Genomic DNA, 13,468 nt, shown 5'->3' with positions numbered 1-13,468 from the left:
CTCCTGGTCGCCTCGCGGCTCGTCACTCGATGAAGACGTTGACGTCCTGGAATTCGCTGGCGCCGTTGAAGGTGTTAATGCCGAGGCGGCCGGAGGGGTACGTGGAGTCCGTGGCGTTGATGGCCGGTGTGGTGTTGTTGTTGAGGTAGACCTTGATGTTCGAACCGGAGGCCACCACCTTGAGGTGGTAGGTGCGTCCGGGTGTGACGGTGGTGGGGTAGGTCGCGATGTCGTGGCCCGGCCGCCACAGCTTGAGCAGGCCGTTGGTGTCGATGTTGGCGCTGTAGTGCTGTGTGGCGTCGGCGTTGGCACGGAACGTCAGCGCCGCCGCACCGTTCACGACCCTCAGGTCGCCTTCGTAGGTGAAGTCCGCAGCCGTTGTGTCGCTCAGGTAAAACGCATCACCCGGGTGCGCTCCGCGCTTGCCTGCCGCTGTGTCCGCCCATGTGCCGCTCACGGCCTGCCAGGGCCCGGCGAGGTTGCTCTCGAGTGTGGACTGGCCCGTTCCCCAGCCTGATCGCATGCGGTGGAGCTTGAGGGAGACGAGCTGCAGCCGGAGCACGACCAGCGCGGGGGCGACCACCAGGTAGGACAGCAACAAGGTGGTGACGTTGCGCATCGTCTACAGTCCGAAGGAACGCCCGCGCCAGGTCGTCTGGGGTGCAGGACGGTCGGCGAGCCGGATACCTTGGCGTCCCGGTCCCCGGCCAGGGTTGAGCCCTGAGCGGTTTCCAGCACGCCCCGTATCCGCATTGCCTCAGGATGCCAGCCATCCAAGCGAGCGTGGCGGCGTACTCGGTCAACACTGTGATCCGCTCGCCCGCCCAGTTGACGAGGTCTGTAGAGGTGACAAGCCGATGTACCGGTCTGGCCGGTGCCAAATGCCGCGCGATGGGTGTCGCAAGGTAACTGCGTGGCCCGGGCGCGCGCTGGGACGCCCGCCCGGGCCGCGGGCACGGTCAGCGGGCAGCGGTGCTGGGACCTACGGGTGTGTCCCCGCGCAGGGTGATGCGGTGCATGACGCGGTGCTGGTTGCCGTAGTCGCGGTTGGCGTAGTGGGCCGTGCTGCGGTTGTCCCACAAGGCGACGTCACCCGGCTGCCAGCGGTGTCGCACGATGTGTTCGGGCTTGGTGAGGTGGGCGTAGAGGATGTCGAGGATGCCTCGGCTCTCGTGCTCGGAGACGCCGGTGATGTGGGAGGTGAAGCCGGGGTTTACGAACAGGCCCTTGCGTCCGCTCTCGGGGTGCACCCGTACCACCGGGTGCTCGACCGGCGTCAGTTCGGTGAACCTCTCGCCCTCCCACAGGTTCCCGCGGCCTTGCCGGCGCTGGGCCAGGTAGTAGCCGAATTCGCGGCTGCCGTCGTGCACGGCAGTCAGCGTGTCGACGTACGCCCGCAGGCCCGGCGACAGCGACTCGTAGGCGAGCTGGCTGTCGGCCCAGTTGGTGTCACCGCCGGTGGGAGGCAGCACCACGGCCCGCAGCACGGAGATCGCGGGCGGCCGGCGTACGAACGTCACGTCCGTGTGCCACACGTCGGCGAACCCGTTGTCCTGACTGTCCAGGCTGTACACCTCGGGTGCCACGTCGCCGGAGTCGTGGACCGGGTGCCCGACGGTGACCTCGCCCAGACGCCTGCCGAACTCGATCTGCGCCGCGTCGTCGAGGCTCTCCTGGCTGCGGACGAACAGCACCTTGTACCGCACGAGGGCTTCGCGGAGCGCGAGGACCTGGTCGTCGTCGAGGCTGCCGACGGCGATGCCGCGGATTTCGGCGCCGAAGCTCGGGCCGAGCGGGGTGATCGGCAACTGCTGTGTCTCCGGCCGAACGTTGAGGATGCTCACGTGTGTGTCCCTTCTTCGATGTCTTGCGTGCTACGGCTGTCAGCCCGCCGCGGCGGTCTTCACAGCGTGGGAGATCCGCGTCCGCAGGTCGGCGAACTCGCGTGACTCGCGCAGTTCCTCGGCGTCGACGTCGCCGCGCGGCAGGTCGACGGGCAGGTCCAGGGCGACGGTTCCCGGCCCCTTGGTCAGCACGACGATGCGGGAGCCGAGGAACACCGCCTCGTCGGCCGAGTGCGTCACGAACACCGTGGTCCGCCCGGTCTGGGCCGTCACCCGGCGGACGTCCTCCTGGAGCCGTTCCCGGGTCAGCGCGTCCAGCGCCGCGAACGGCTCGTCGAGCAGGAGGAGGGGGTTCTCGGCGGCCAGTGCTCGGGCGAGGGCGACGCGTTGCTGCTGACCGCCGGAGATCTCCCAGGTACGCCGGTTCTCCGTGCCTTCCAGGCCGACCCGGGCCAGCAGCCGCGCCCGCCGTTCGGGCCGGTGGGCACGGTCGACGCCCGCGTACCGCAGGGCGAGATCGACGTTGCCTCCGACGGTCCGCCACGGGAACAGTCGCGGCGTCTGGAACACCACGCCCGCCACCGCACCGGGCCTCGGTTCGTCGCCGGACACCCGCACGGTGCCGCAGGTCGGCCGCTCGAACCCGGCGATCAGGCGGAGAAGCGTGCTCTTGCCACACCCCGAGGGGCCCACCAGGACGAGGAACTCGCCAGCGGTGACGGACAGGTCGACGGGCCCCACGGCGGTGACGTCCTGGCCGCCCCGGCCGTACCGGTGGACAACGTCGTCGAGTCGGACGGTGCCGTCGACTTTCGTCCCCCTGCTCTCGGTGGGCGTCGTCGTCTCACTTGAGGACATCTGGCAGCCCCTTGAGGTAGAAGGCCCTGCGGACGGCGTCCGCCGACGGCGTGGCGTCGATCTGCTTCTGGCCGGCAAGGAACTTCGCGGTGTCGGTGACGTAGGAGAGCAGCTTGCCGGGGCTGCCGTCGGCGCCGAGCCAGTCGGCGGAGGTCACCTGCTCGGGGGTGAGGAAGACGCCCTGCGCGAGTTGGGCTCTGGCGTCGGCCTTGCTGATGCCGAGTTCGGCGGAGACGGCATCGACTGAGCCTTCGGGGTCGGACTTGAGCAGCCGCAGCGCTTCGGCCTCGCTCTTCCGCCAGGCGTCGATGGCTTTCGGGTCCCTGGCGATCAGGTCGTCCGAGACAACGGCCAGGTCCAGGGTCGGATTTCCCGCGGCGCCGATCTGTTTGCTGCTGGTGATCTGCCTCCCGGTCTTGCGAAGTTCGTCCAGGGTCGGCAGCCAGATGTAGGTCGCGTCGATGTCGCCCCGCTGCCAGGCGGCGAGGATCGCCTGCGGCTGGAGGTCGACGAGCTTAACGTCCGAGGTCTTCAGCCCGGCTGTCTCCAGCGCCGCGAGCAGACTGTAGTGCGAGGTGGAGGCGAAGGGTGTGGCGATGGTCCGGCCCTTGAGGCCGGCGACGTCGGTGACGCCGGTGTCCTTGCGGGCGACGAGCGCCTCGTTGTCGCCGGCGACATCGAGGATCCAGGCGACCTTGTACGGGATCGGGGAGGCGCCGGACACGCCCCGGGCGAAGGGGCTCGATCCGAGGGCGGCTATGTCGAGGGCCTTGCCGAGGAAGGCCTGGTTGACGCTGGCGCCGGAGTCGAACTTGATCCACTTGATCTCGTAGCCGGGCAGGGCCTTGTCCAGCAGCTTCCTGTTCTTGACGATCAGGTCGCCGCTGGGGAAGGCGAAGTAGCCGATGCGCAGCCTCTTGGCGCCGCCGGACGATCCCTCGTCGTTCGACGAGCAGCCGGTGACGGCGGCGGAGGCGGCGGCGAGGGCACCGGCGAGCAGCAGCCGCCGGGAGGGGCCTTCAGGGACATGGGACATCAGGAGGCCGTTTCTGTGCGGTTGACGGGTGAGGGGGGCAGGGAGGGACGTGCGGTCACACGCGGCCGCGCCAGGGAACGACGGTGCGTTCCAGTCGCAGCAACAGGCCGTCGATGACCAGACCGGAGACGCCGATGGCGATGATGCCGACGAGCACGACCGGGGTGTTGTTGTAGTTGGCGGCGTCCTTGACCATGCCGCCGATGCCGGGCAGCCCGTTGACCAACTCGGCGGCCACGAGCGAGGAGTAGGCCACGCCGACGGCCAGCCGGACGCCGGTGAGCGTCTCCGGCAGGGCGGACGGGACGAGGACGTCCCTGACCACGTCCCAGCGCGAGGCACCGAGGGCGCGGGCCGCCTCGACCAGGCTGCGCGGTACGGCGGCCACGGCCGTGGTGGTGGAGACGGCTACGGGCGGGAAGGCTGCTACCGCCAGCAGGGTGATCTTCGGTTCCTCGTTGATGCCCAGCCAGATGATGAGGAGCGAGAAGTACGCCAGCGGCGGCAGCGTCCGCAGGAACGTGATCCAGGGCTCGAACAACGAGCGCACCCAGCCGACGGTCCCCATGAGCAGCCCGAACACCACTCCGGCGCCGATGCCGATGCCAGCCCCGAACGCGATGCGGCGCAGGCTGATGCCGAGGTGTTCCACGAGGTAGGTGCCGTTGTAGCCGCGTACACCGTCGTGCGTGGTGGACACGTTCACGAACGCGTCCCAGACCTTGACGGGCGGCGGGACCAGCGTCTGGCTCCACGTCCCGCTCGCGGCGAGCAGTTGCCACAGGGCGAGGAACAGCAGGAGCGAGCCGAGCGGCAGTGCGGCACGGCGCAGCCGGGCCGGGGCACGGGGGTGACGTGGCTGCGGCTTTTTGCCGATGCCGGCGTCGGGTGCGTGCGAACGGGTTGCCGAGGACATGGGACGGCCTCCATGGGGGCGCCGGGGCGCGGCAGTCGAGGTGCCGTGCCGGGCCGGCGTGAGCGGACAGCCCTGGGCGGGAGCGGGTCAGGGCGAAGAGAACTGTCCCGTCACGAGGAGCGGGTGCGGGACGTCACCGGCGCGGGTGGAACCACCGGCCGACGGTAAGCGTCAGGGACGCGTGTTCAGCGACAACACGAAGCCGGGCGTCGGCACAGGTCGATGACCAGGCGTCGCACCAAGGGCTCGTGATTCATGGGGCCCATTTCTACAGCAGTCCCCCACGGCCCACAAAGAGCCGTCCCACGTTCTGGGACAAGCGCTGAGACAACGGTCCTGCGGCGAGAACTGTTCATGCGAGCAGTTCGCCCACCAGCGCGGCGACCTGCTCGTCCTCGATGAGGGCGAAGAAGGCGTACACACATGGTCAGGGCGGGAAGTCCGAGGGGCATCGACCGCCACTTGATGCCGTTGTCGACGAGGTAGCGGATCGCGTCGATCCTCTGCCGGTGGCAGTAGCCCTCCGGCCGTCCGCCCCGTCCGGCCATTCATTCCGGAACCGGCAGCAGGTCCCGCACCACGGTCTACTCGGCGTCGCTCATGTCCGAGCCGTACCGGGGCCGGCGCCCTGGCCGGTCGGCTGCGTACCCGAACCTGTGGGCGAGACATTCACACTCAGCAGTGGACGGACTGGGCCCGGCACCCGTGACCACGCGACACTTCGACAACAGGGCCTCTTGCTTCTTACTGGACTCGACATCCGCGAGCTACCAAGAGGCCCTTCTTCCATGCATCCGCTCCCGCAGACTCGGACCAGGCCCCTGTTCGAACCCCACCGCCCACCCGAGCTGATAGAGAACAGCCAGTCAGCGGGTGGCGCTGGTGCTCAGCATCGCTTCGGGGGATCGGCCGATCGCTGCCGCGAAGGGATACGCCCAGTAGTCTGCCTCGACGGTGACACGGTGCCGTTCGCCATCCGTCCACTCGACGACGAACACGCCGCCGTCCAACTTGGCCACGTCCACACCCGGAGGGATCCGTGTCCGCAGTTCCGCTGCCGACAGCCCGTCCGTGTGCAACGGGAGGCCGCAGGCGGCGACGAAGAGCCGCGCGGCATCCTCCACGTGCGTCGCCGTGCCGAGCAGCCGTGTCATACCTCGGTCCGTCTTGCGCACCACGTAGCCGTCCTCAGTGCGGACCATGTCGTGCCACGCCTCGAAGTCCCCGAAGTGGATGAGCTGGTCCCCGCTACGGGGCGGCAGCAGATCCCGCCGGAAGCCCCTGGACTCGGCCAGAGTGAACAGCCTTTCCTCAAGCCGGGGAAGAGACTCCAACGCGAAGGGATCCTCCACCGCAGCGGCCGATGCCCGACCGCCACGCGGACGGAACTGCTCGGGCGGCGTCCGCCGCCCCGAACGGAACACCTCGATCGCCTCATGCGGCGGCGCGGACGAACCCGCGAACAGCACCGATTCGTCCGACGCCACGCAGATACGGCCACGGCCACGCACCGCGTGCGACACCACCACAGCATCGTCGTCCGGAAGGATCTCCACACCCAGCGGCGCATCTGCCGGCACCATCCGCCGCCAGTACCCCACACCCACATCAATCAGTCGCTGCTGATCGGGATTTGTCTGATCGGTTCGTCTCTCCGCCACGTACGCGGCCTCCCTTCCATCTACCTGCGCTCCCCTACCCTCTCTCGGTCTCATGCAGCTGCTCGAATCCGGTCGCGGGGATCTGCCCCTGCTGCGCGTGTTGCCCCCCGAGGCTGCTATATCAAGTCAAGCTGCTTGAGGGAGATCTTCAGTGGTGCTCTGCCGCGCGGGCTGATCTCCTCGTTCGAGGAGCTTGAAGAGCTGCCGACAGATTGCACGCTTGAGGCAGCGTTGTGCGTCTCTCGCGGTCTTCCCTCGCTGATCCGCCGGGCGACGTAGGCCCGGGTGGTCGGGTAGAGGCGGATCCGGATCAGGGTGATCGTGTGAAGTGCCCGGTTGAGCTGCCGGTCTCCACTGCGGTTGGTCCTGTGCCGGTTGGTCAACCCTGACGAGGCGGGAATCGGAGCGACCCCCGCGAAGGCCGCAAACGCTGCCTCGGACCGAAAGCGGCCGGTGTGCGACCAGCTGATCAGGATCTGGGCAGCACTGATCGGCCCGACGCCTTGCAACGCCAGCAGTTCGGGGGCGATCGTACGGACGAGTGCGAGAAGCTCCGCTTCGAGCTCCTTCGCCTCAGAGCGCAGGGCTTCGGTCCGCTGAGCGGCGCTTCGCAGGGCGCGAACGGTCATGCGGTGCTCGATGTCCTGGCTCGGCCGGTCCCGCAGCTTCGTGCAGTGGGCAACATGGTCCTTGCTCTTCATGCCTCGGAGTTCGACGCGGAGCTCGTCGGGCGCCGAGGTGATCAGGGCCTTGAGCAGGTTTATCGCTGCAGTGCAGGCAAGGACGGGTGGCAAGTAGGACACGAAGTGCCTCGCGCTCACCGCGCCGTCGTGGGTGGATGAGATGTTCGGTTGCCAGGGCCTCCCTGGCCGCGCGGACAGCATCAAGCATGTTGGTCTTGCGCCCGCCTCGGACCGCGGGACGCTTGGGTCGGCACACCTCGACGACGCTTTCACCAGCCGCGTCAGGAAGGCGGCAAGCCCGGCGCCATAGGAGCCGGTACCCTCCAGCGCCCAGCAGCGCCGGCCCGGAATGTGTTGGCGGGCGAAGTCCAGCAGCTGCTGATATCCCAGGGCGTTGGCGGGTGAGTCGGTGCTGGCAAGGACGGCACCGATGGGGCTGACGGCCGCTGCGGCAAGGGTGTCCCTGTGCGTGTCGACGCCGATGACGCCGTCGACCTGTTCTGCGAGCATGGTCACGCGGTTGTTCTCCTTCAAGGGCTGGACGACCGTGGTCGGCGTCGGCCTGGGTGGAGTCACCGCGTGGCAGAACTGTGATGAGTCACGTCGAGATGGCGGACAAGCTGCTGATCAAGCCAACGGGGTGGGCCAGGCCGACGCCGACGTCCGGCAGACATCTCGGGGGCACGGCAGGACCTGACGAGCCGCCAGTTACCGTTTCGGGTCATGCCGGAACGCCAACGCCAGCCTGGCGGCAACCCAACCCGGGCCGCAGGTCGACTATCACAGTTACCTTTTTCGTGGCACCGCAACGGGGCCGCCCGCCTTCGGGTCCGGCTCTCCGTAACGTGGATGTGGCAGCTCGGTGCCCAGGCAAGGCCGGATGAAAGCGTGATGGAGGGGCCTGCACGTGATCGACACCGGCGACATCGACGTCTTCCTCGGCCTGGACGTCGGCAAGGGCGAACACCACGCCACCGGCGTCACCCCGGCCGGCAAGAAAGCCTTCGACAAGCACCTGCCCAACACCGAGCCCAAGCTCCGCGAGCTCTTCGCGAAACTCCAGGCCAAGCACGGAACGGTGCTGGTCGTGGTCGATCAGCCGACCTCGATCGGCGCCCTGCCGCTGGCAGTCGCGCGGGACATGGGCTGCCCGGTCGCCTACCTGCCGGGGCTGACAATGCGGCGGATCGTCGACCTCTAACCGGGCGAGGCAAAGACCGACGCAAAGGACGCGTTCATCATCGCCGACGCGGCCCGCGCGATGCCGCACACGCTGCGGGCCATCGACGGCGAAGACGAGACGATCGCCGAGCTGGAGATGATCGTCGGGTTCGACGACGACCTGGCCGGCGAGGCCACCCGGGTCGCGAACCGGCTGCACGGCCTGCTGACCCAGATCCACCCGTCGCTGGAACGGGTGCTGGGGGCGTGGTTGCAGCACCCGGCCGTCCTCACGCTGCTGGAACGGTTCGGCTCACCGGCCCAGATGCGCAAGGCCGGCCGTCGACGGCTGGTCACGCTGCTGTGGCGGAAGGCACCGAGGATGGCCGAGCGGCTGGTCGAGGAGATCTTCGCCGCGCTGGACGAGCAGACCGTCACCGTTCCGGGCACCGAGGCGGCCGCGCTGATCGTCCCGAGCCTGGCCGGATCCCTGACGGCCGTCCTTGACCAGCGCAAGCTGGCCGGACGGATCGAGGAACTCCTGGAGGACCACCCTCTAATGCAGTGCGGAGCGGATGCCTCGGGTCCTTCTGGCCGGTGAGGTCTTCCTTACGACTGGAGCCACTTCCGTGGTGAGTTTCGTGGCGGTCTCGTGGGTGCCGGGATGACTCCGAACCCTCTTCGGCACGGTGATGCCCATGGAAAGACTGGCAGCGCCCGGCGCCTCCTGGCCGCAACGAAACTCTCGGGCCAGGGATACCGACTTGCACCTCGTTCCCGGACCGACCTCACCACGCTGTACGCGGATCTGCCGATCGCCGGGCTGCCGCACGCCGCTCACGTCACCGTGACCGTGACGTGCACTCCCCCAGCAGGCCCCAGCGGAAGGTCTCTGGTCAGCTCTTGGAGGGCCGGTAGCTCGCCATCAGCACTCCGGTCCTGGTGGTCGTGCAGTGGGTCGGCTCGAAGACGGCCGGGCCCGAGCTCGCGTCTGTGAACAGGCGGCGTCCTGTGCCCAGAGTCAGCGGGTGGATCATGAGAAGCAGTTCGTCGACGAGGTGGTTCGGCAGCAGTGACCGGACCAGCTCTCCGCTGCCGAACACCACCAGATTCTCTGGGGTCTGTTCCTTCAGCCTCGCCACGGCAGTGACGGCATCGCCCTTGAGGAGAACGGAGTTTTGCCAGGTGAGCGGTTCCGTCAACGTGGTGGACACCACGTACTTGGGCACGCGGTTGAGTGCTTCGGTGAACGGGTTCGGCTCCTGCCGGGGCCAGTAGTCCGCGAAGCGCTCGTACGTCCTCCGGCCTGCCAGCAGGGCCCATGCGTCCGACATGTGCATGCCCATCCGCTCCTGCATGGCCGCGTCGTGCCGCTGGGCGGCCCAACCGCCGTGCTGGAAGCCGTCCCGGCGGTCTTCGTCCGGGTGCCCGGGTGCCTGCATCACGCCGTCGAGCGTCACATGTTCGATCGCGATGACCTTTCCCATGTCCTGTCTCCTTCGTGTTCATAGCCCGGACGGCCTCCGGACCTGCATGAACCACAGACTGCCGGAGAAGACGTTTCTCATCGGCCGGAGAACATCGCGTGGACCGACGGTATTGAGGCTGAGGCGAAGGTGGCCCAGTGTGCTGGGGGATCTCGGATCGCGGCATGCCGTGCTGTGCGGGGGTGTGTGGAACAGAGTGGTCAGAGGGGCCCCTAGAAGACTGATGAAGATCTTGATGTGATCCGGGCTGCCGCCGTCAGGCGGTGGCCCGGACGTGCCAGGTGTCGCCTTTGTGGTCGAGTCCGAGGTTGATCAGGGTTCGCAGGTTGAGGGCTGCGGCGCGGGTGTGGAGCCAGGCGTTGTTCTTGATAGTGCCGATGTGTCGTAGTCGTCGGTTGCCGTGGGCGACGAGCCAGGCGACGGCGCGTTCGACGGGTGGTCTCCAGCGGCGGTAGGCGGCCTGCCAGTTCGGATCGGTTGCGGCCTGTCGGCGGGCGGCGGCGAGCCGGTCGTGGTGTGGACGGATGGTGAGGATCCGCCCGGCCTTGGCGGTGGTGCATCGCTCGCGTAAGGGGCAGCCGGTGCACTGGTCGGTGAAGAGCGCCTTGCGCTGCGTCTTCTGTCCTGATGGTGCGGACAGGGGGACGGTGTGGTCGGCCGGGCAGGTCACCGTGCCGCCCATGGTGTCGATGGCGAAGTCGTCGAGGCTGAACCCGCCCGCGACGGCGGTCTTCAGCGGGGCGGGCTTGAAGAACAGCCGGTGTCCGGCTTCCTGCAGTGCCCGGCGGGTGGGGCCGGTGGAGTAGGCGGTGTCGCCGAATGCGTCCACCGGTTCCTCCTCGTCGGCGAGGAGATCGAGGGCGACGGTTGCCTCGTGGTACTGGCTCCCGCTGCCGGGGGTGAGGGAGACGGCGGTGAACAGGCCGGTCTCGGGCTCGACGGCGAGGTGGGCCTTGTAACCGTCCTGGTAGTGGCTGCGGGTCTTGTGGACGTGACGGGCATCGGGGTCGACGGTGGAGACGATGCGGTCCGGGGCGGTTCCGCGGGTGATGCGCCAGCGGCCGTCACGGCCGTCGGAGTCGTCGGCGGGCTCCACATCCTGTCCGGCAACCGGGGCCAGCAGGCCGATCGCGTTCGCGGCCTTCTCGCCGAGCTGCTGGTCGGGCAGGTGACCCAGTAGCCGCAGCGCGTCGCCGACCAGGGCATCCACGAGATCCGCCCGTGCCTGCTGATCGTTCCAGGCGATGCGGGGTTTGCCGGGATCGGTGTAGTCGCCGCCATCAAGGCGGCGTCCGCCCGAGGATGGCGCCGCGTCGAACCAGTCCCCCTCGGCAGGCCGGAGCAACCGACAAGGCTCCTCACCTACCTCGCCTCTGCCGACAGCGCGGCAGCACGCGCCATCCTGCCGTCCCCGATCGTGGAAAGCCTCCAGACCGCGTCAGCGGCATAACCGTACCGGCTTCCTACGCGCAAGACGTCTGTACACGGGCCCCATCACGCCGTCCCTGCGTAAGGGCGTTGGGATCTCTCCAGCCGGCCCCCTGCGCGTTCCTACGCCTCGCCGCCGTCTGTGCGCGAGGGCTCCGAGCCGCGCTCCTTGTGGCTGAGGGCTTCGGAAGGAGCAAGGACGTCGACGAGGCCGGCACGAGCGACGACAGCCGCGATCCTGTCCCTTACACGCACAACAGCGGGTGCGCGGCCCGCCGTTTCCAGTTCGGCGCGCAGGTCCTCGTGTCCGACCGCAATGTCGAGCTGCGGCGGCAGCGGGCTCACGCCGTAACTGCCGGTGACAAGAACGGGGATGGCTATGGTGCGCACCACCTGATGCGGGCTCACCTCTAGCGGCTGCTGGACGAGGTGGACACCTTCATCGTCCGCTACGACTCCGAGCTGCTCGAGCGTCTCGTGCGCCTGCCGTGACGCTGCGACCCACCGCCCCGGAACCGTGTCCTGGGAAGGTTCGTGGCGGGGCGTGCGGCGTGTCAGCCGGCGTGAGACAGGTCAGGGGAAGGCCGGGACGGCCCCGGAGCTTTCAGCAATGGCGCCGAAGTCGCGAGGGAGGGTGCTTTAGGCCGGTCGTCTCCGCTCGCCAAGAGCAGTGGGACCAGGCGCAGGTCGCTTCCACGGAACCTGGGCCCGCCGCTACAGCCGCCCCGATGGCAGTCCATTGACAGCCGACGACGCGGTGGTCCGCTGATCGGCTGCGCGAACGCGTTCACTGGAGGTGCCCGGCGTCTCACATTTCGATATGGATCTACCGGTTGATGAGATGACTGAGATCGTTGCGCTGCCCGTACGGTCGGGCGGCCCTTCCGCGAGGGGGGACGCGCGCCGCCGCCCGGGCCGCCTGCGCACACCGCCGGCGACCGTTCACCACCCTCGCGCGAAAGACCGAGAAATGCCCACACCTGCCACCGGCCCGGCCCAGACACCCGTCAACAGCCGGTCCCGCGTCCTCGTCGCCAGCCTCATCGGCACGACGGTCGAGTTCTACGACTTCTACATCTACGCGACCGCCGCCGTACTGGTTTTCCCCAGGCTCTTCTTCCCGAACAGCGACCCCACCACGGCGCTCCTTTCGTCCTTCGCCGTATTCGGCGCCGCAATGGTGGCCCGACCGATCGGTGCCGTCGTCTTCGGACACCTCGGCGATCGCCTCGGCCGCAAGAGCACGCTGGTGATCTCACTGCTCACCATGGGCATCTCCACGTTCCTCATCGGTGTACTGCCCACTTACGCACAGGCCGGCTGGATCGCCACCGCGCTGCTGGTGCTGATGCGGCTCGCGCAGGGCTTCGCGCTCGGCGGCGAATGGAGCGGCGCCGCGCTGGTCGCCACCGAGAACGCCCCCAGCGGCAAGCGCGCCCTGTACGGCACCTTCCCCCAGCTGGGCGCCCCCCTGGGCTTCATCATCGGCAACGGCCTCTTCCTGATCATCGGCGCGCTGCTGCCGTCGGCGGCCGCCGACCCCTCACAGCCCTCCGAAGCGTTCCTGAGCTGGGGCTGGCGCGTGCCGTTCCTGTTCTCCGCCGTCATGGTCGCGGTCGGCTTGTGGGTGCGACTGCGGCTCGTCGAGTCGGCGGTCTTCGCCAAGACCCGCGAGGCCGGCAAGGTACAGAAACTCCCGCTGGCCACGGTCTTCCGCGACCACTGGAAACAACTGGTCCTCGGCTCCTTCGCCATGCTGGCGACGTACGTGCTCTTCTATCTGATGACCACGTTCTCACTGAGCTACGGACGCACCGCGAAGGACGCAGCCGTGCCCGGTCTGGGGTACAGCTACACCACATTCGTCCTGATGATGATCTTCGGGGTGTTGTTCTTCGCCGTGTTCACCCTTATCTCCGGCCCGCTCGCCGACAAATACGGCCGCCGCACCACCCTGCTCTGGGTCACCACCGGGATTGTGATTTTCGGACTGGTGTGGGTGCCGCTACTCGGCCTGGGCACGCTCGGCGTGGTGCTGTGGCTGGTGCTCGGCTTCACGCTCATGGGAATGACCTTCGGCCCGATGGGCGCGCTGCTGCCCGAACTCTTCCCGACGAGCGTGCGCTACACCGGCTCAGGCATCGCGTACAACGTCAGCTCGATCCTTGGCGCGGCCGTCGCCCCGTTCATCGCGGTGGCGCTGTGGGAGGCTGGTGACGGCTCGCCGTGGATCGTCGGCGTCTATCTTTCCGCGATGGCACTGCTCACTCTGGTCGCGGTCGTGCTCGGCAAGGAGACGCAGCACATCTCCTTGGACGACGACGCGACCCCGGCCGCAGACCGGGACGAGGTCTCTGCCACCGTGGCCTCCTCGCTCCCTTGACCCTTCCGGCG

11 protein-coding genes and 1 pseudogene are annotated in these 13,468 nt (G+C 68.3%); 2 read left to right on the top strand and 10 right to left on the bottom strand.

Going from position 1 to position 13,468, the window contains the following annotated elements; translation table 11 throughout:
* Positions 1–22: 22 nt before the first annotated feature.
* From ACWGH4_RS18970 to ACWGH4_RS18940, 7 genes are all read right to left on the bottom strand, one after another.
* Positions 23–619 carry a hypothetical protein gene (locus ACWGH4_RS18970; protein WP_453462036.1) on the bottom strand — a complete coding sequence of 199 codons (597 nt, stop codon included), beginning with the start codon at positions 617–619 and terminating at the stop codon, positions 23–25.
* Positions 620–959: 340 nt separating this feature from the next.
* The gene (locus ACWGH4_RS18965; RefSeq protein ID WP_453462033.1) at positions 960–1,844 is read right to left on the bottom strand and encodes a TauD/TfdA dioxygenase family protein; all 885 of its coding nucleotides are present in this window, start codon (positions 1,842–1,844) and stop codon (positions 960–962) included.
* Between the two features lie 39 nt (positions 1,845–1,883).
* Entirely contained in the window at positions 1,884–2,702 is an 819-nt protein-coding gene (locus ACWGH4_RS18960) for an ABC transporter ATP-binding protein (protein ID WP_453462030.1), read from the bottom strand.
* Positions 2,689–3,738: a taurine ABC transporter substrate-binding protein gene (locus ACWGH4_RS18955; RefSeq protein WP_453462027.1), complete on the bottom strand. Its 1,050-nt coding sequence runs from the start codon at positions 3,736–3,738 to the stop codon at positions 2,689–2,691. The genes ACWGH4_RS18960 and ACWGH4_RS18955 overlap by 14 nt, the downstream gene beginning before the upstream one ends.
* 55 nt (positions 3,739–3,793) lie before the next feature.
* A complete protein-coding gene (locus ACWGH4_RS18950; RefSeq protein ID WP_453462024.1) occupies positions 3,794–4,654 on the bottom strand; it encodes an ABC transporter permease in 861 nt (286 codons plus the stop codon).
* Between the two features lie 866 nt (positions 4,655–5,520).
* Entirely contained in the window at positions 5,521–6,315 is a 795-nt protein-coding gene (locus ACWGH4_RS18945) for a hypothetical protein (protein ID WP_453462021.1), read from the bottom strand.
* 116 nt (positions 6,316–6,431) lie between these two features.
* Positions 6,432–7,508, bottom strand: coding sequence for a transposase (locus ACWGH4_RS18940; RefSeq protein WP_453462038.1), 1,077 nt, complete (start codon positions 7,506–7,508; stop codon positions 6,432–6,434).
* Positions 7,509–7,905: 397 nt separating this feature from the next.
* On the opposite strand from ACWGH4_RS18940, the pseudogene ACWGH4_RS18935 reads away from it, so the two are divergent.
* Positions 7,906–8,718: pseudogene (locus ACWGH4_RS18935) on the top strand (IS110 family transposase); the annotation flags it as partial.
* A 337-nt stretch (positions 8,719–9,055) separates the two neighbouring features.
* Here ACWGH4_RS18935 and ACWGH4_RS18930 read toward each other — a convergent pair.
* The 3 genes from ACWGH4_RS18930 to ACWGH4_RS18920 all read right to left on the bottom strand — a co-directional run bounded on the left by ACWGH4_RS18930 (position 9,056) and on the right by ACWGH4_RS18920 (position 11,467).
* Positions 9,056–9,646: a dihydrofolate reductase family protein gene (locus tag ACWGH4_RS18930; protein ID WP_453462018.1), complete on the bottom strand. Its 591-nt coding sequence runs from the start codon at positions 9,644–9,646 to the stop codon at positions 9,056–9,058.
* A gap of 256 nt (positions 9,647–9,902) precedes the next feature.
* A complete protein-coding gene (locus tag ACWGH4_RS18925; RefSeq protein ID WP_453462015.1) occupies positions 9,903–10,991 on the bottom strand; it encodes a transposase in 1,089 nt (362 codons plus the stop codon).
* 206 nt (positions 10,992–11,197) lie between these two features.
* On the bottom strand, positions 11,198–11,467 hold the full coding sequence (locus ACWGH4_RS18920; RefSeq protein WP_453462012.1) for a hypothetical protein: 270 nt from the start codon (positions 11,465–11,467) through the stop codon (positions 11,198–11,200).
* A 577-nt stretch (positions 11,468–12,044) separates the two neighbouring features.
* On the opposite strand from ACWGH4_RS18920, the gene ACWGH4_RS18915 reads away from it, so the two are divergent.
* On the top strand, positions 12,045–13,457 hold the full coding sequence (locus ACWGH4_RS18915) for an MFS transporter (protein WP_453462009.1): 1,413 nt from the start codon (positions 12,045–12,047) through the stop codon (positions 13,455–13,457).
* Positions 13,458–13,468 lie beyond the last annotated feature (11 nt).

The organism is Streptomyces sp. NPDC054847, assembly GCF_053610925.1.
This window is presented reverse-complemented; position numbering and strand designations above follow the sequence as displayed.